The organism is Chryseobacterium endalhagicum (genome assembly GCF_016745235.1).
In the GTDB taxonomy this organism is placed as follows: Bacteria; Bacteroidota; Bacteroidia; order Flavobacteriales; family Weeksellaceae; genus Chryseobacterium; species Chryseobacterium endalhagicum.
Genome location: NZ_JAELVM010000002.1, coordinates 852,143 through 870,026, shown reverse-complemented (window position 1 = coordinate 870,026; position 17,884 = coordinate 852,143). Strand labels below are relative to the sequence as shown.

The window sequence follows — 17,884 nt, the reverse complement described above, 5'->3', positions numbered from 1 at the left end:
GTGAATAATAATTCACTAAATGAAAAAGTTGAATGATAATTAAATATTTTAAATTTGCAAAAACTTACACAAATGAATGACCCACAGCAAAAGTGGACGGAAACGATTGATGCCAACCATTCTTTATTTGATTTAAAACTTAAAGAAGTATGGAAGTATAAAGATTTGGTATACATGTTTATTAAAAGAGATTTTGTTTCCAGCTTTAAGCAAACTATACTAGGACCTGTCTGGTTTTTCATCAACCCAATTTTAACGACGATCGTGTACCTGATCGTATTTGGGAGAATCGCCAAACTTCCTACAGACGGTGCACCTCCTCTTTTGTTCTATCTGGCTGGTGTAACCCTCTGGAATTATTTCTCCACATCCCTACTCGCAACCTCTTACACATTTTCAGGAAATGCCGGAATTTTCGGAAAAGTTTATTTTCCGAGACTTGTAACTCCCCTGTCTATTGTATTATCCAATCTTATGCGGTTTGGAGTACAGTTTATTTTATTCATTTTAGGCTGGGCATATTATTATTTTAAAGGAGAAGCCCATCCAAACATCTGGATTTTGGCAACCCCTTTTCTGATCCTTCTCATGGCACTTTTCGCCCTGGGAGTTGGAATGATTTTTTCGTCACTTACTACAAAATATAAAGACCTCAGCATGCTGCTTGGATTCGGAATCAGTTTATACATGTATGCAACTCCCGTAATCTATCCGGTATCTGCACTACGAGGTATTTTCCGGGATGTAGCTTATTACAATCCGCTGACGGGTATTTTTGAATGCTTTAAATTTGCCTGGCTTGGTGTGGGAGATTTTTCTCCGGCAATGCTGGGAATCAGTTCAGTGATCATTTTAGTTCTGCTGATGATAGGCATTGTTGCTTTCAACAAGGTTGAAAAAACTTTTATGGACACTGTATAAAAGAGCTCTGATTTTTTATTAATTTTAAATTACAATTAAAAATATGCTGGCTTTAAAAGCAGAAAACATATCAAAACAGTACCGTCTTGGACAAGTCGGAACAGGGACATTATCTCACGATTTAAACAGATTCTGGCACAAAGTAAGAGGCAAAGAAGATCCCTATTTAAAAATAGGTGAAACCAATGACAGAACAACGAAAGGAAATTCGGAATATGTATGGTCACTCCGCGACATCAACTTTGAAATAGAACAAGGAAGTGCAGTGGGAATCATCGGCAGAAATGGAGCCGGAAAATCCACTTTGCTGAAAATCCTGAGTAAGGTGACCAAACCTACCACCGGAAAAATTTATACCAATGGAAGAATTGCTTCTTTACTGGAAGTAGGAACAGGTTTCCATCCTGAAATGACGGGACGTGAGAATGTGTACCTCAACGGTGCTATCCTGGGAATGACAAGAAAAGAAATTGCCCGAAAATTTGATGAAATTGTTGCCTTTTCAGGAGTAGAAAGATATATTGATACCCCTGTAAAAAGATATTCTTCGGGAATGTACGTACGCCTTGCATTTGCCGTAGCCGCACACCTTGAATCTGAAATCCTGATTGTAGATGAAGTTTTGGCGGTGGGAGATGCCGATTTTCAGAAAAAATGTCTTGGGAAAATGGGTGATGTTACCAAGGGAGAAGGGCGTACCATTTTATTTGTAAGCCACAATATGGCCGCCGTTAAACAATTATGTACATCCGGTATCCTGATGAGAAACGGCCAGCTTGTAGATCAGGGTGGCATCAGTAAGGTTCTGGAAAATTATATCATCAACGAATTATCTCCCAATTCTGAGTTCAAATACATTGAAGATCTGAGTAAAAAGGCCCAGATTCACAATATTAAAATTACCAATAGTCAGAATATTGAAACAAGGGAATTTAGCCATACCGACGACATCAACGTCAGTATAGATTATATTAACAGATCGGTTGAAAAAGGGGTCCGTATCAATATTGCCATTCTGGATAAATTTGAAAATGTCATATTTATTACAAGAAAAACATTTGGAGATCTGCATGAAAATAGCTTATCCATACAAATTGAAGGCAATAGGCTCATTCCGAATACGTATATTCTTTCTGTGGCTCTGGATACTCCCGGAGTAGAACTTTATGACTATATTAAGGGAGGTATGCAGATCAATATTGTTGAAACAGGTCATGAAAACTTTCTTACCGGAGATACGGATAATGGAATCATTCATCCTCCGGTGATATGGATGTAATTATGAAGAAAATATTAGTTTTATCCACCGGTGATGTGAACGGCGCATACGAAGCTATGTACAAAGTGGCTCATATTTTTAAAAATATGGGACACGAAGTAGTAATGTGTGTAAAGAGCAAAACAAAAACCGATGACTTTATAAAACCTTATATTCATATACAACATTCTCCGGCTACTAAAATCTCATCTTTAACAGAGAAAATACTGCGACGGATAAAGTCAAAATTCACGAATCTCCAATCTGAAGCAGCTGCTAAAAAGAAACTGACAACAGACAGTAAGTATTCCTTTTTAAGCAAAGATGAAATTGCTGAAAATATCAACGTAGACAGCCTCCTGAAATCTGTGGGTTTTGTACCGGACTATATTTTCACGGGTATGACCATTGGTTTTCTTAACAGTACTGATCTTTTAAATATCCACAAAGCCACGCAGTCTAAAATATACAACATCACAGTGGATATGAACCACTTTACAGGTGGATGCCATTTCTCATGGGGATGTGAAGGATATATGAACAGCTGTGATCATTGCCCGGCTATTCCGGATGAATCCCAGAAACATGTTGCAAAAGATAATTTGGAAAAGAAATATCAGAATTCAAAACATGCTTCTTTCCAGATTATAGCAGGTTCCGGCTTAACACTGGAGCAGGCAAAAAAATCAAGAATTTACAGGGATCAGAAAGTCATCTATAATATTAACAGTTTAATAGATACCCAGCTTCTTAATGATAAAAATAAAAGCATTGCTAAAAGTATTTTTTCCTTAGAAGAAGATAATTTCTACATCCTCACTGGAGCACAGAACATGGATGACCCCCGAAAAGGATTTAAATATCTTATTGAAGCCTTAGAACTGCTGGACCAGCAGCTTCCGGAAGAATTGAAGAAAAAAATAAATCTTTTGGTTGTTTCCCACAGCATCAACAAAGAATTTGACAGGGTTACTTTTAAAAAGCAGAAAATAGATTACATCAAAGATTACAGGCTATTATCATTATTATACCAGGCCACTGACGTTTTTGTAAACTCATCTATTGAGGACTCCGGACCAATGATGGTTTCAGAGGCCCTGGCCTGTGGAACTCCCGTTGTAGGTTTTGATACCGGCATTCTTACAAACATGGTCATAAATGATTACAACGGATATAAAGCAGCCATGAAAGACACTCAACAATTAGCGGAAGGAATTAAAAAGATACTTGAACTGAATAAAAACGAATATGCTGTTTTCTCAAAAAATGCAGTACAACAGGTTCAGGAGTTTTCATCCTACGAATACGCCAAAGAAATTTTCACCAAAATTTTAGAAATTAAATGACAAAGAAAATTGCAATATTAGGAGCCAGCTATTTACAGCTGCCTCTGGTTCAGAAAGCAAAAGAGAACGGATTGGAAGTTCATTGTTTTGCATGGGACGACGGAAAGGCAGTTTGTAAAGATATTGCTGATTATTTCTATGATATTTCTGTTCTGGAGCAAGAAGCTATTCTTAAAGAATGCAGACAAATAGGGATTGATGGTATACTTACCATTGCTACAGATATATGCATCCCCACGATAGCCTATGTGGCCGATAATATGGGATTGTCCGGAAACAGCATTGAGTGTTCATTACTGACTACCAATAAATCATTAATGAGAAAATGCTTTAAAGAAAACCATATAAACTCTCCACAATCCGTCACCGTTTCAGAATTCAATGTAAAAGATTTTGAATCGTTCACTTATCCTTTAATCATAAAACCTTCTGACCGTTCAGGAAGTCTGGGAGTCATAAAAGTGAATTCTACAGAAGAGTGTGAAAAAGCAATAGAAGATGCTATAAAATTCTCTTTTTCTAAAACCTGTGTAGCAGAAGAGTTCATCAAAGGGCGGGAAGTAAGTGTAGAAACCATAAGTTACAAGGGGAAACACCTAATTATTACCATAACAGATAAAGAGATAACCGAAGAGCCTTATTTTGTGGAGCTTGCACACCACCAGCCCACTGGATTTTCTGAAGAAATCAAAAAAAACATCCAGGATATCAGTTATCAGATTCTGAATGCCACAAAGGTAGAAAATGGAGCCTCTCATATAGAACTGATGATTACAGAAGACGGGAAAATTTATCCCATAGAAATCGGAAGCCGCATGGGAGGAGATTTCATCGGTTCTGATCTTGTTCAGCTATCAACAGGCTTTGATTATCTGCAGGCCGTATTAGATATTGCATTAAATCAATACACACTTCCTGAAAGCATTCATTCAAAGGCGTATTCAGGGGTTTATTTTTTATCTGAAGAAACAGAATTTCTGCTTCCAGTCATTAAAAGCAATCAGGAAGAAACCTATATCGTTAGAAAGGAAATTTTATCGGATCAGCTCAAACCTGCCCAGTCAAGCAACGACAGATCCGGTTATCTGATTTACCAGTCAGACCATAAAATAATTTTAGAATGAAAAAATTGATGTAAATTTTAAATATACTTCTTACATCAATTACAAGCTATATAATATAAATTTATAAAGAACATGAAACGAATTGCTATCATAGGATCCGGTCATTTAGGACAGCAAATTGCTTATCACATCCATCAGGATTCCAGTGACAGAGTGGTTGCATTCTTTGATGAATTTCAGCCTCTGAACACTATTATCAACCAAATCCCCGTTATTGGAGGGAATAATGATGTGATCACTAAGTATCAGCAGGGAGCATTTGATGCTATTCTGATAGCAATCGGTTATAAACACCTTAATGCAAAAAAGGAATTGTTTCAGAAACTTGATGGCAAAGTTCCGTTTCACACATTTATACATTCATCCTGCTACATAGATTCATCAGCAGTAATTGGGCCGGGATCTGTCATATATCCCCGTTGTGCCATTGATCAACATGTAAGGATTGAAGAAAATGTACTCGTAAACATTTCATGTACTATCGCTCATGATTCTGTTATAGGGAAGCATTCTTTTCTATCTCCGTCTGTTGCCATAGCAGGCTTTGTAAATGTTCAGGAGCAATGTATTATAGGTATTAATTCAACAATTATAGATAATATTACGGTAACTGCCCAAACCCAGACCGGAGGCGGTGCCGTTATTATTAAAGATATTGATACGGCAGGACTCTATGTAGGAAATCCCGTAAGATTTGTGCGGTAGGAAACTAAAATAATAATTATTCTAACATCTTAAAACTGATTAATTAAACACTCAAAATTTAAAACACTATGATCCCATTTAATAAACCATTTATAGTAGGAAACGAACTTAAATATATTGAAGAAGCGGTAAAAAGCGGTAAAATTTCAGGAGATGGAATTTTCACAAAGAAATGCCATGCTTTTTTTGAAGAAAAATTTGGTTTTCAAAAAGTATTACTTACTACCTCATGTACTGATGCACTGGAAATGGCTGCTATATTGTGTGATATTCAGCAGGGAGATGAAGTCATTGTTCCCAGTTATACCTTCGTTTCATCGGCCAATGCTTTCGTTTTGCGCGGGGCAAAAATAGTTTTTGTAGATTCATATTCAGACAATCCGAATATGGACCCTGTAGAAATAGAAAAGCATATCACCGAAAAAACAAAAGTCATTGTTCCCGTACATTACGCTGGTGTTGCCTGTGATATGGAAAAGATCATGAATTTGGCCAAAAAGCATAACCTTTTTGTAGTGGAAGATGCAGCACAGGCCATCGACAGCTATTACACCTTTTCCGACGGAACCAAAAAAGCATTGGGTTCCATTGGTGATTTTGCTGCTTTTTCTTTCCATGAAACTAAAAATATCATTTCGGGAGAAGGAGGAATACTCGTAATCAATAACCCCACATACAACACGCGTGCAGAGATCATCCGTGAAAAAGGAACAAACAGAAGTGCATTTTTCAGAGGTGAGGTCAATAAATATGGCTGGGTAGATCTCGGATCTTCATTTCTTCCCTCAGAAATACTTTCTGCCTTCCTGTATGCACAGCTTGAAAACCTCGACATTATACAGCAAAAAAGAATCAGAATCTGGGAACAATATTACAGCAATTTAATGCCATTGCAGGAAAAAGGTTTTATAAAACTCCCTGAAATCCCTTCTTACGCTACGAATAATGCCCATATGTTTTATGTAATCTGCAGAAGCTATGAAGAAAGATCTTCTCTGATTCAGTACTTAAAAGCAAAAGATATTCATCCTGTATTTCATTATTTAAGCCTGAACAAAAGTGAATTCTTTTTGAAAGACAACTCACCTGTTGATATTCCCAACTCAGATCATTTTACAGATTGTCTGCTAAGACTTCCTTTCTATTATGAACTTGAAGAATCGGAACAAAAAAGCATTAACAGTCTGATCCATGAATATTTTTCATCATTGGAAAGTCAGATATAAAAAATATGAGCTTTATAAAAAAACATATCATCAGATTTTTATTCGGAGTTTTGCATTCTGAAGCGTATAAAAAATATAAACAGCAGCAGAATAACAATTGGGGAAAAACTCATTTCAAAGCGTTCGGAAAAAATTCAAGCCTTCCCGAGATGTATTGGATCAAAAATCCAAAACATATAAGTATTGGTGATAACTTCAGCTCATTATTTAATCTGAGGCTTGAAGCATGGGACCAATTTCAGGGAAAATCTTTCCAGCCGGAAATTCATATCGGGAATAACGTGAGCTTTAATTCCGACGTTCACATTGGAGCCATAGACAAGATCAGCATTGGTAATAATGTATTGATGGCCAGCCGAATTTATATTTCAGATCATTACCATGGAAATATAAGTGCGGAAGATCTCGGGCTGGTTCCCGCCAAAAGACCTCTGTCATCCAAAGGTCCTGTTATCATTGAAGATAATGTATGGATAGGAGAAGGAGTCTGTATATTACCCGGCGTCACCATTGGCGAAAATTCAATTATTGGAGCCAATTCTGTGGTTAATAAAAGCTTCCCGAAAAATTCAGTGATTGCCGGGATTCCTGCAAAGCTGATCAAAACATTAGATAATTTACAAAAAACGAGTGAATGAAAACAAAATCCAGAACCATAGCTTTCTACCTTCCCCAATTCTATCCTATTCCGGAAAATGATGAGTGGTGGGAAAAAGGCTTTACAGAATGGACGAATGTCACCAAAGCAAAACCATTATTCCCGGGTCATCATCAACCTAACTTACCCAGTGAATTAGGGTTTTATGACCTGCGTGTTCCGGATGTCCGTGAGCTGCAGGCTGATCTGGCAAGAGAACATGGTATTGAAGGATTCTGCTACTGGCATTACTGGTTTGGAAATGGCAAAAGAATTTTAGAGAAAGTTTTCAAAGAAGTTGTGGAAAGCAAGAAGCCCGATTTCCCTTTCTGCGTGGCCTGGGCCAATGAAACCTGGAAAGGAGTATGGCATGGTCTTGACAATCAGATACTGGCACAGCAAACTTATCCCGGGGTGGAAGATTATACCGCTCATTTTTATGAGCTGTTGCCTGCGTTTAAAGACAGCCGCTATATCAGGGTAAATAATAAGCCTCTTTTTGTGATTTATAAGGCCTTTGATATTCCTGATGTGAAAGCATTTTTAGATCTGTGGACTCAACTGGCTAAAGAAAACGGTCTGGAAGGTATTTATTTCGTAGGCCATCTCTTTGATTACAGAAGATATCAGGAAATTTTAGATTTAGGCCTGGATGCCGTGAATGTAGTCCGTATGAATGAAGTACAGCGACAGCTGCCCAAACCTACCCTTACCCTAAAAGAAAAGCTGGAATATAAGCTAAAAAAATATGCTACAGATATTCCAAGATATGAATACAGGGACGCCATAAAAGTTTTATTGGGCGAAGAATCCAGGAACAAAAATGTAATTCCTACTTTGTTCCCGAACTGGGATCATTCTCCGAGAAGTAAAGGGAAAACGCTTGTCCTTCATGATTCCAATCCGGCACTTTTCAGAGAGCATGTAAAATATTCATTAGATATGGTGAAAGATAAACCAGAAGAAGAAAGACTTATCTTCATCAAATCCTGGAATGAATGGGCGGAAGGAAACTATATGGAACCGGACAGAAGATATGGCAGACAGTATCTTGAAGTTTTTAAAGATGAAAATACCTATTAATTTTCCTTAATGACAATATCTGTAATCATACCCGTATACAACGCAGCGGCTTTTATAGAAAAAGCAGTGAATTCCGTTCTGCAGTTTCCCGAAGTAAAAGAAGTTTTATTGATAGATGACTGTTCTACCGACGGTTCTCTGGAAATCTCCAAAAAGATTTCGGAGCAGTATGATAGGGTAAAGTTGGTTCAGCATCCGGACAAAAAAAACCACGGCGTTTCCGCAACGCGTAATCTCGGTATGGATTTGGCTTCACAGGAATTTATTGCGTTTCTGGATGCGGATGATTATTATTTGCCTAACCGTTTCGATGCAGAGAGAGAATATTTAAAAAATCCGGAAATTGATGGTGTTTTCGGAGCTATAGGCGTAGAATTCATAACAGAAGAAGGAAAAAAGAAATATCTGTCCGTCATCAATGACACCGGATTAACTACGGTTCGTCATCATGCAGAAGGAATGGAGGTTTTTTATGGATTATCCCAGATGAATCTTGCATTCGGGACTTTCTTTTCACTGATTGCCACTACATTAAGGAAATCAGCAATTGATAAGTCTAAATTAAGACTTAATGAAAGCATGAAAATGCATGAGGACAGAGATTTTATCATAAAGCTTTCTTATCACTGCCATCTGAAGTCAGGATTTATAGATCAGGCTGTTGCGATGAGAACAGGACATGAAAACAATACCTGCTCATCCGTTCCGAACAAATCGAAGGCCTATTACCGCAATCAGGAAAAATTATTTTATTCCTTATTCACCTGGGCAAGGAAGCAGCAGGAAATGCCGGGAGAAGCGCTGGAATTATTTAAACTGAAATATCTGAGCGCAAAAGTAGCTTCAAAATCAGGCTTGAATCAATATATTTCATATGCATTATATTCATTGACGAATCCTAAACTTCTTAAAACCAGATACAGATATTTTGCATTGAAAAACAAATTATAAAAATTATTTTATTGATATCTTTTATAAGTTCCCATAAAAGATATTATACACACTTTGAAAAAAATATACAGATGATTATTGGAAATGGTGTTTTAGCAAATGCTGTAAGAGATTTTGACCGTGAAGACCTGATCTTTTTTGCATCAGGGGTTTCTAATTCTTTGGAAACCAGAACCTCTGAATTCGAAAGAGAGATTGACCTCCTGCACTCTATTATTGAAAAATTTCCTGAAAAAAAATTGATTTATTTTTCAACATGCAGTATTTATGATTCTTCAAAAACGAAAAGCCCCTATGTGCTTCATAAGCTGAATATTGAAAAAATGATCTCTGAAAATTGTGATCAATACGCCATTTTCAGAGTCGGTAATGCCGTAGGAAAAGGTGGAAATATGAATACACTGATTAATTTTCTTAACAATGCTATTGAAACCGGTAAAAAAATCCAGATTCACAGCAATGCGAGAAGAGTATTCATTGGAGTGAATGATATTGCCCTGTTTATCAGCCAGCATATAGATTCGATAGAAAATACGGTCTTCAATCTGGTTTATCCCTATCAGTTTTCTCTTGAAGAAGTAATTGCTCCTCTGGAAAAACACCTCGGGAAGAAAGCAGTATGTGAAGTAACGAACGAAGGCGCTTACTACAACATCAATTTCGAAGAAAGTACAAAAGCTTTTTTTGATCATTTCTCTCCGGAAGAATACATTAACAAATTATTTATCACTTATCTATAGCTCCATGTTAAAAAAAGAATTGTTAAAAACCAGTATCCGGATCCTGTTTTCTCCGAGCGCCTGTTTTATAATAAGCATCATTTTTTTACTGTCTTATTTTATTTTCTCTTCTATAATTTTCGAGCAAAATGATGACGTGATCATGAAGTTTATTGCGAGCGGATATTTAACCGGGCAGCCGGAATCTCATCTGGTATTTATTAATATCATTATCGGTTCTGTTCTGAAGTTTTTTTATACTTATTTTTCGGGTATTGAGTGGTATTCACTCCTGCAGGCTGCTCTGTTCATCACAGCATTTTTTTCAAACTTATATTGTATTATAAAATATGAAACCCAGGGCAAAAGATTTGTTTTAACCTTATTCAATCTAAGTCTGCTATACTTTTTATCAAGGTTTCAGTTTAGCTATGTTTCCGGATTCCTGGCCATTTCTGCGGTAATTACGCAGCTATATGGACTTACAGACAACAATAAGAGGCTGCTTGCTTTATCAATTCTGCTGATGCTTCTATCGTCATTAGTCAGATTTGAAATGTTTTTTTTCACCTATCCCATTTTTTTCATGGTCTTTTTATTTCCGCTGAATAAAAAGCTCAGCTTTAAAGTAGCACTGATTGGAGGCGTGTTAATTGGGATATCTTTTCTGGTCAATCAATTGAGCTATAAAAACAATCCTGATTGGAGCAGCTATATTGCCTATAATAAAGCCCGTGGATCGGTTACCAATAATCCGAATATCAATATTGACGACGAAAATATTATCAAAGAGTTTAAATTAAATATTGAAGACCGTACCCTTTTAAAAAATTATATATTCACAGAAACCCTCAGCGAAGAAACTTTAAATAAAATGGCATCTTACGGAAAAGAAAATCAGGTTCCCGTAAGCCAGACATTAATGTCTGCCTATTCAAATGTAGAAGCCTATTTCATTGCAATTGCAGTACTGTTAACAGTCAGTCTGGCTACACGCAGATTCCAAATTGCACTTGCTGTTGTTCTTCATATCCTGATGATCTACATTACCGTTAGATATTCTAATATTGTACAATACAGGATCCTCTATTCTACTCTTTTCTGCTTGCTGTTTCTGTATGTCAGGTCTCTGAATATTAATGAATCCCGGACATTATCGGTTTCATTAATTGCACTGACGTCTGTACTTTTACTGTTTCAAATCAGGGATACCAGTAAAAATACTTATTTTGCCAACAAAAAATTACACTACATTCAGAAGATTGAAAGCCAGCTTCCGGAAGATAAGATGTACCTGGCAGACCCTACCTCCAATCATTATTTAATTTCCAGAAAAGCTTTTGAAAATCCGGAAAGAAAATATATATTTTTTGGGTGGCTCACCAATTTTCCGTCACCTATCAAACGGCAGTCGGATTACAATTCCAATCCGTATAAGATGACGAAATATCCTCTTATTATATCACAGGAAAACTACGATAATTTAAAACCTTTCATCTTTAATAGAAATATCTATGTATTTACAAACGAGAATAAGGTAATTCTAACATCCGGAAAACAATAAGTATTCACCCGGAGTTGTAAATATTAGTATATTTGAAAAAATTTATTCCACAAATGATCAGTATTATAAGTCCCGTTTACCGCGCAGAAAAAACACTTCCTTTATTGGTCTCAGAGATCAACGCTGTAATGTCCAGGATAGGAGAAAAATATGAAATTATTCTTGTAGACGACAGAAGTCCGGATAATTCCTGGAAAGTCATGAAAGATCTTGCTGAAAACAATGCCCATATGAAAATATTCAGATTAAGCAGAAACTTCGGACAGCATCCTGCTATTATGGCTGGTTTAAGCAAGGCTACTGGTGAATGGATAGTGGTAATGGACTGTGATCTCCAGGATCAGCCCAAAGAAATCGAGAAGCTTTACAAAAAGGCTCTTGAAGGTTACGATCTGGTGCAGGCTAAAAGAAAAGAAAGAAAAGATAATGTAATAAAAAGATTAACCTCCCAATACTTTATCCGTACCTTTAATTATCTGACAGATATGAAGGTGAATGAAGAGGTGGCCAACTTTGGAATTTATCACAGAAAAGTTATCAACAGTATACTCAATATCAACGATTACATTAAAGCATTTTCTCTTTTTGTAAACTGGGTTGGATATAACCGTTATGAAATAAGTGTGGAGCACAATGAAAGGATGGAAGGCAAAAGTAACTACAGTTTTACTAAACTTTTTTCTTTAGCATTTAATATTATTGTCTCCTTTTCCAATAAACCCCTGAAAGTATGTGTAGGATTTGGAGGGGCTATATCTGTACTCTCCGTATTTGTAGCTATATTTTTCTTAATCCAAACACTTCGCGGAAAAATAACCGAACCCGGATACAGCTCACTCATTTTATCAATATGGTTTCTCTCCGGCGCTATAATCTGCTGTGTTGGTATTGTAGGACTGTATGTGGGGAAAACTTTTGACGAGGTCAAAGACAGACCTGTTTACATCATTGATGAAGAAATAATAGCAAATAGCCATGAATAAAATATTTATCCATCAATCCAATTCTATTTCCTGGAAAGGATATTTTGATTTGATAGACTACCAGCAACATATTTTACATTCATAATGATATACAGTCACAACGATTTTTAATGATCTGTATCTTCACAAAAGTGAATTTAATGAGAAAAAACTCTGACCATTTGAAGAAGGTCTGGTAAGACTTCCATTATATTAAACTGAGCGATAAGCAACAGCAAAAATTAATAACATTATTAGGACCTTTTAAGGATGAAAAAAATCGATACAGAATTATTTAAAGATAAATTTCAGGAAAAGAATGGGAAATATATTTTTGTTCCTGTTCAGGAAGAAGTTGTAACAGACTTTCTTGATAAAATAAAATATAAATTAAAAAAATTCGGGAAATTTTATAATCTGCTTATAGAATTTATAAGCCCCGTTTATCCTCAGCCTCTTTTTGACATCAGAAAGATCATCAAAAATGAGATTAAAGGAAAAAATGTTGTTGCCCTGAACCTGGGAAGCGGAAGTTCAGATCTTGGAGAAGATCTCCTGAATGTAGATTTACTTCCTTATGAAAATGTGGATATCATCTGTGATATCGAAAATATTCCATTTAAGGACAATTCTGTTGATTACATCATCAATATTGCTGTGCTTGAACACGTCCCGAATCCTCAGAAAGTGATTGCAGAAATCCACAGGATTCTGAAACCAGGCGGAAAAATTTACTGTTTTATTCCGTTTATGCAGCCATTCCATGCCTCACCATATGATTTTCAAAGATTTACTTATGAAGGCATGAAACATCAGTTTAAAGAATTTAAAATTTTAAACCTGAAACCCATTGGCCCTACTTCCGGGATGTTGTGGGTAGTACAGGAATGGTTTGCCCTTGTTTTCTCATTTGGGATAAAGCCTCTCCATACCATTCTGTACCTGCTGTTTATGGTTCTGACTTTTCCGATCAAATTTTTAGACGTCTTATTACAATATTATCCGATGAGCAAAAATGTGGCATCAGGATTTAGTATTCATGCAGAAAAAAAATAGTATGGACAGAATTAAATACTGGAATCTGGCAGGGATTCTATTTATTATTTCCTCATTGATGATGGGATATTTAGTTTATTCCAATTTTAATAAAGGTCTCGTGATGAACGACGAAGCCTTTTATTTATTCCATTTCAAGGATTCAAAAAATGTTCTTACAGTAGATTCCACGAATTATTTCAGAATTTTTAAAGTCTTTTATACCGACAATATTTACCATTTTCGGATCATTACTTTTCTACTTTTAAATTCTTCGTCTTTTTTACTGTTCTATAGCATTTCAAAATATTATAAACTTAAAATTCACCCTATTTTATTCGGTTTTCTGGGAACAGCTATTAATTTTTTAACCTGGCAGGGAACAATAGTCATTCTCAACCAGTATCATGGTAATACAATTCTCACCAATCTTGCATTATCCATGATCGTTTTCTTTCTGATATACCATAAAAAGTGGCTATTGATTTGTTCAGGATTTTTTATGGGAATTTTACTGTTTAACGGGATTCCGCATTCTATTACCGTGATCCCAATAATCTTATTCCTTCTTATTAATTTTTGGAAAAAAAACAAACCCGTTATTTACTTATTCTTTACGGGGATAACAGCGGGCATTCTTTTTTATTTTACTTTTATCGAAGATCTGTCTGTCTTTATAAAACAGTTTGAATACATCAAAATATATAAAGAGTTTCATCCCAAGCAGCATCCCAAGCGCTTCTATATAATCTGGCTTGCACAGGTCGTTGGCTTTATTTTTATTCCTTTATCTCTAACCATCTTTTTCCTGAGAAAAAAGAAAGTACAGAAAGAAAATATAGATAAGCTTCTTCTTTATGCAGGTATTGCAGTCGTAATAATATCCTCTTTCTATTTCAATCTTTTTCTTCTGTATGTATACACAGGATTGCTTTTATACCGGTTTTATATTGCAGAAAATATTTCTTTAGAAAAGAAAACGCTTTGTATTGCATTGGTACTTTTACCATTTGGGCTTGCCTTTGGGTCCGGTTTTTATTTTTACATCAGAGGAGCCATGTATCAGATCTATTATTTCCTGGTTATTAATATTGTAGTGATCTCTATATACAACTTCAGGGCGTATTTGATTTACCTGGCCTTTTTTACCTATACCGTGGTTGTTTATCCCCTTTTCCTGTATGATAAAGGCTGGAAAGATTTTGTTTACCTGGAGCAGACTTCAAAAGTGAAAATAAACGGACATGATCTGTATTTGGATAAAGAAAGGAAAAAAGATATCGATGATCTTCGCCCGTATCTTCAGAACCAGCCTAATGTAATCTATTCCAGCAATCACTTGGTAGGTTATCTGTATATTTTAGATGCCCGCCCGCCTATCTATTATTATTTTGCGCTCAAAGACTATGTAAGGTTCATCATAAAAAAAGTAGGTAAAACACCAGATGATTTCATTTATCTCGAAAGTAACGACTATCCTTTCCTCGAAAGAGAAATTGTACCTTTGAAATTCGTGGATCATCCTGAAAAATATAAAGTAGTAAAAGCAGGAAGGTTTACTTTATACCTTCCCTCCAATTTTCAAAAAAAATAAAACATGTGTGGAATAGCCGGAATCATCGCTAATAATGCCAGAAATTATCACGAAGAAATCCAGAAAATGACGGATTCCATGATACACCGTGGACCGGATTCTTCGCATTTCGAGTTTTATGACAATGCTGCCTTGGGCCACCGCAGACTTTCCATTATAGATCTGTCTGATAACGGTAAGCAGCCTATGTTCTCCAATACAAAAAATGAATGTATTGTTCTGAACGGAGAGATCTACGGATATCAGGATATTAAAAAAAATTATGCGGAATATCCTTATCACGGAGGTTCAGATACCGAAGTGATCCTGGCGATGTATCAGCGCAAACAGGAAAACCTCATCCATGATCTTCCGGGAATGTTTGCTTTTGCTATCTGGGACAACCAAAAGCAGGAGCTTTTTTGTGCAAGAGATCGTTTTGGAGAAAAACCTTTTTATTACGCTATCGGAAATAACAATGAATTTATTTTCGCGTCGGAGATTAAAGCTATTCTGGCTTCAGGACTCATCCAGCCAAAAGTAAATACGGACGCTCTGTCCCATTATCTGCAGTACGGTTATGTAAGTTCCTATCAAAGTATTTACAGCAATATTTTTACCTTACCGCCGGCTCACCAGCTGATCTGGAAAGAGGGGAAAATTACCGTTTCAAGATATTACAGCCTTCCGGCAAAAGACAGGGTTTTAAGTTTATCTGATGCTAAGGAAGAATTTATGTATCTGCTGAAAAATGCAGTTAAAAAACAGCTTATTGCCGATGTGGAAGTTGGAAGTTTCCTGAGCGGAGGCCTCGATTCTTCTTCTATTGTGGCTTTGGTGGATGAATTTCTGCCTCATCAGACCACCATCAGTTTTGGATATGATCACAAAGACAGTGAGCTTAAATTCGCAAAAGAAATTGCAGATAAATATAAGACCAACCACCGCGAAGTACACGAGCAGAAAGGTGATCTGGCAGAATCTCTGCTGAAAATATCTCCGTTTCTGGATGAACCTTTTGCCGACACTTCATACCTGCCGCATTATGAGATCTGCAGAAATGCAAAGAAAAGTCTCACCGTTGCGCTTTCCGGAGATGTGGGTGACGAACTTTTCGGAGGGTATCATTTTTATACCGTTGAAAATAAATTAAAAAACCATTTCAGCTACAAGAATATCATTGCCCAGTTTGGTTTAAAATTATATCAAAAGGCGAGACAGACTTCTTTCGTTACCCAGCAGAATTTAAAATATGCTTCCATTCTGGATTTTCACCTGAATTTTGTAAGGAATGATTTTAATAAAGAAGAAAGAAACAGACTCGGGCTTTTATCTGATTACAAACAGGAGTACAGCTTTACCCCCGATCCCGACTCTCTGAATGATATTATGAGAGTGGATCTTGAACACTATGTTCCTGGGAATATGATGGTAAAATCTGATCGTATGGCCATGGCAAATTCACTGGAAGTAAGAACGCCTTTCCTTGATCTGGACTTTGCCGAGTTTTGCATCCAGCTCCCGGAGCAGCTGAAACTGACGGATGATAATGACAAAATTATCCTTCGTGAAGCCATGGGATCTTACTGGACGGAAACCATCAGAAAACGTCATAAACAGGGATTCGGGATGAGTGTGAAAAGCTGGTTTGCCGAGGATAATATCGCTAAACTTTCGGATGATCTTCTGAAAAACCGCGATCAGAAAATTTTCAATTATATTGATTTTGATGCTGCCCAGAAATTCCTTGTCAAAGATAATAAACACTGGAATCTTCTTCAGCTGGCTCTTTGGGCTCATAACAACCAAGCCGTACTGTAATGACTGATATTTCTGTAATCATACCGGTATACAACGCTTCAGCGTTTTTAGAAAAATCTGTGGCATCTGCACTGCCATTTGAAGAGGTAAAAGAAATTATTCTGGTTGAAGATAAGTCTACAGACCATTCACTGGAAATCTGCCGGAAACTGGCGGAGCAGCATTCAAAAGTAAAGCTGTTCCAGCATCCGGATCAGGGAAATCACGGTGCTGCTGCCACCAGAAACCTTGGGATAGAAAAATCCACCGGAAATTTTATAGCATTTCTGGATGCAGATGATTACTATCTTCCCAACAGGTTTGATATAGAGAAAAAAGCATTTGAGAATCCTACTATTGATGGGGTTTTCGGAGCCATCACCGTTGAGTATTTAACTGAAAAAGGGAAGCAGGAATTTCAATCCAAATTTACGAACGTCTCCCTGACGACAGTGAACTATCCTGCTGAGGGAAAAGAAGTATTCAGAGGGCTTTTAGGTTTAACAACTAAAACTTTCGGTACATTTTTCCATCTGAATACACTGACTGTAAGAAAGTCTGCATTACAGAAAAACAATCTAAAGTTCAACGAAACACTCAGGGTTCATCAGGATTCTGACTTTATCATTAAACTGGCGTTCCACTGTCATTTAAAATCTGGAATCATAGATCAGCCTATCGCTGTGAGAGGCGTTCATGATGACAACCGGATTACCAAGATCGTCAAATATTCACCACAGTATAACCAGAGACAGTTTCTTTTATGGAACTCCCTGTATGACTGGTCGAACAAAAACAAACCCGACCGTGATGCCATGCAGCATATCGCTTTACAGAAAAAAGCTTTTGAGCTGTCTACAAAAAAAGGATTTTCAAAAACAGCTGCTTTATTGGCAGCAATTGTTAAAGATCCAAAGATTCTGAAAACAAAATACAGGTTCACTTATACGCATTCGTGAAGCTGAATGATAACAGTAAAA

The 17,884-nt window shown here is 36.6% G+C and carries 16 protein-coding genes; all 16 read left to right on the top strand.

The genetic code is table 11. The annotated features are described in order from the left end of the window. The first annotated feature begins 72 nt into the window (after positions 1-72). On the top strand, positions 73-921 hold the full coding sequence (locus tag JET18_RS14220) for an ABC transporter permease (RefSeq protein WP_202092106.1): 849 nt from the start codon (positions 73-75) through the stop codon (positions 919-921). Positions 922-964: 43 nt separating this feature from the next. Then, the gene (locus JET18_RS14215; protein ID WP_202092104.1) at positions 965-2,200 is read left to right on the top strand and encodes an ABC transporter ATP-binding protein; all 1,236 of its coding nucleotides are present in this window, start codon (positions 965-967) and stop codon (positions 2,198-2,200) included. 2 nt (positions 2,201-2,202) lie between these two features. Continuing rightward, positions 2,203-3,525: a glycosyltransferase gene (locus JET18_RS14210; protein ID WP_202092102.1), complete on the top strand. Its 1,323-nt coding sequence runs from the start codon at positions 2,203-2,205 to the stop codon at positions 3,523-3,525. Further along, positions 3,522-4,649 carry an ATP-grasp domain-containing protein gene (locus tag JET18_RS14205; RefSeq protein ID WP_202092101.1) on the top strand — a complete coding sequence of 376 codons (1,128 nt, stop codon included), beginning with the start codon at positions 3,522-3,524 and terminating at the stop codon, positions 4,647-4,649. Before JET18_RS14210 ends, JET18_RS14205 begins: the two co-directional genes overlap by 4 nt. 72 nt (positions 4,650-4,721) lie before the next feature. Further along, positions 4,722-5,354 (top strand): acetyltransferase, encoded by a 633-nt coding sequence (locus JET18_RS14200; protein WP_202092100.1) that lies wholly within the window; start codon positions 4,722-4,724, stop codon positions 5,352-5,354. A 68-nt stretch (positions 5,355-5,422) separates the two neighbouring features. Beyond that, entirely contained in the window at positions 5,423-6,580 is a 1,158-nt protein-coding gene (rffA, locus tag JET18_RS14195) for a dTDP-4-amino-4,6-dideoxygalactose transaminase (RefSeq protein ID WP_202092099.1), read from the top strand. 5 nt (positions 6,581-6,585) lie between these two features. Next, the gene (locus JET18_RS21965) at positions 6,586-7,218 is read left to right on the top strand and encodes a DapH/DapD/GlmU-related protein (RefSeq protein ID WP_202092098.1); all 633 of its coding nucleotides are present in this window, start codon (positions 6,586-6,588) and stop codon (positions 7,216-7,218) included. Further along, positions 7,215-8,300 (top strand): glycosyltransferase WbsX family protein, encoded by a 1,086-nt coding sequence (locus JET18_RS14185; RefSeq protein WP_202092096.1) that lies wholly within the window; start codon positions 7,215-7,217, stop codon positions 8,298-8,300. The genes JET18_RS21965 and JET18_RS14185 overlap by 4 nt, the downstream gene beginning before the upstream one ends. Positions 8,301-8,309: 9 nt before the next feature. Next, the gene (locus JET18_RS14180) at positions 8,310-9,251 is read left to right on the top strand and encodes a glycosyltransferase family 2 protein (protein WP_202092094.1); all 942 of its coding nucleotides are present in this window, start codon (positions 8,310-8,312) and stop codon (positions 9,249-9,251) included. Positions 9,252-9,322: 71 nt separating this feature from the next. After that, complete coding sequence (locus tag JET18_RS14175; RefSeq protein WP_202092092.1) at positions 9,323-9,991, top strand: NAD-dependent epimerase/dehydratase family protein; 669 nt, start codon at positions 9,323-9,325, stop codon at positions 9,989-9,991. A gap of 142 nt (positions 9,992-10,133) precedes the next feature. After that, positions 10,134-11,534, top strand: coding sequence for a hypothetical protein (locus JET18_RS14170; RefSeq protein WP_202092091.1), 1,401 nt, complete (start codon positions 10,134-10,136; stop codon positions 11,532-11,534). A gap of 53 nt (positions 11,535-11,587) precedes the next feature. Continuing rightward, positions 11,588-12,517, top strand: a complete 930-nt coding sequence (locus JET18_RS14165) for a glycosyltransferase family 2 protein (protein ID WP_202092090.1) — start codon at positions 11,588-11,590, stop codon at positions 12,515-12,517. 249 nt (positions 12,518-12,766) lie between these two features. Next, positions 12,767-13,552, top strand: a complete 786-nt coding sequence (locus tag JET18_RS14160; protein ID WP_202092088.1) for a class I SAM-dependent methyltransferase — start codon at positions 12,767-12,769, stop codon at positions 13,550-13,552. 1 nt (position 13,553) lies between these two features. Beyond that, entirely contained in the window at positions 13,554-15,125 is a 1,572-nt protein-coding gene (locus JET18_RS14155) for a hypothetical protein (protein WP_202092086.1), read from the top strand. Between the two features lie 3 nt (positions 15,126-15,128). Continuing rightward, on the top strand, positions 15,129-16,925 hold the full coding sequence (asnB, locus tag JET18_RS14150; protein WP_202092084.1) for an asparagine synthase (glutamine-hydrolyzing): 1,797 nt from the start codon (positions 15,129-15,131) through the stop codon (positions 16,923-16,925). Further along, the gene (locus JET18_RS14145; protein ID WP_202092082.1) at positions 16,925-17,863 is read left to right on the top strand and encodes a glycosyltransferase family 2 protein; all 939 of its coding nucleotides are present in this window, start codon (positions 16,925-16,927) and stop codon (positions 17,861-17,863) included. Before asnB ends, JET18_RS14145 begins: the two co-directional genes overlap by 1 nt. The last annotated feature ends 21 nt before the right edge of the window (positions 17,864-17,884 follow it).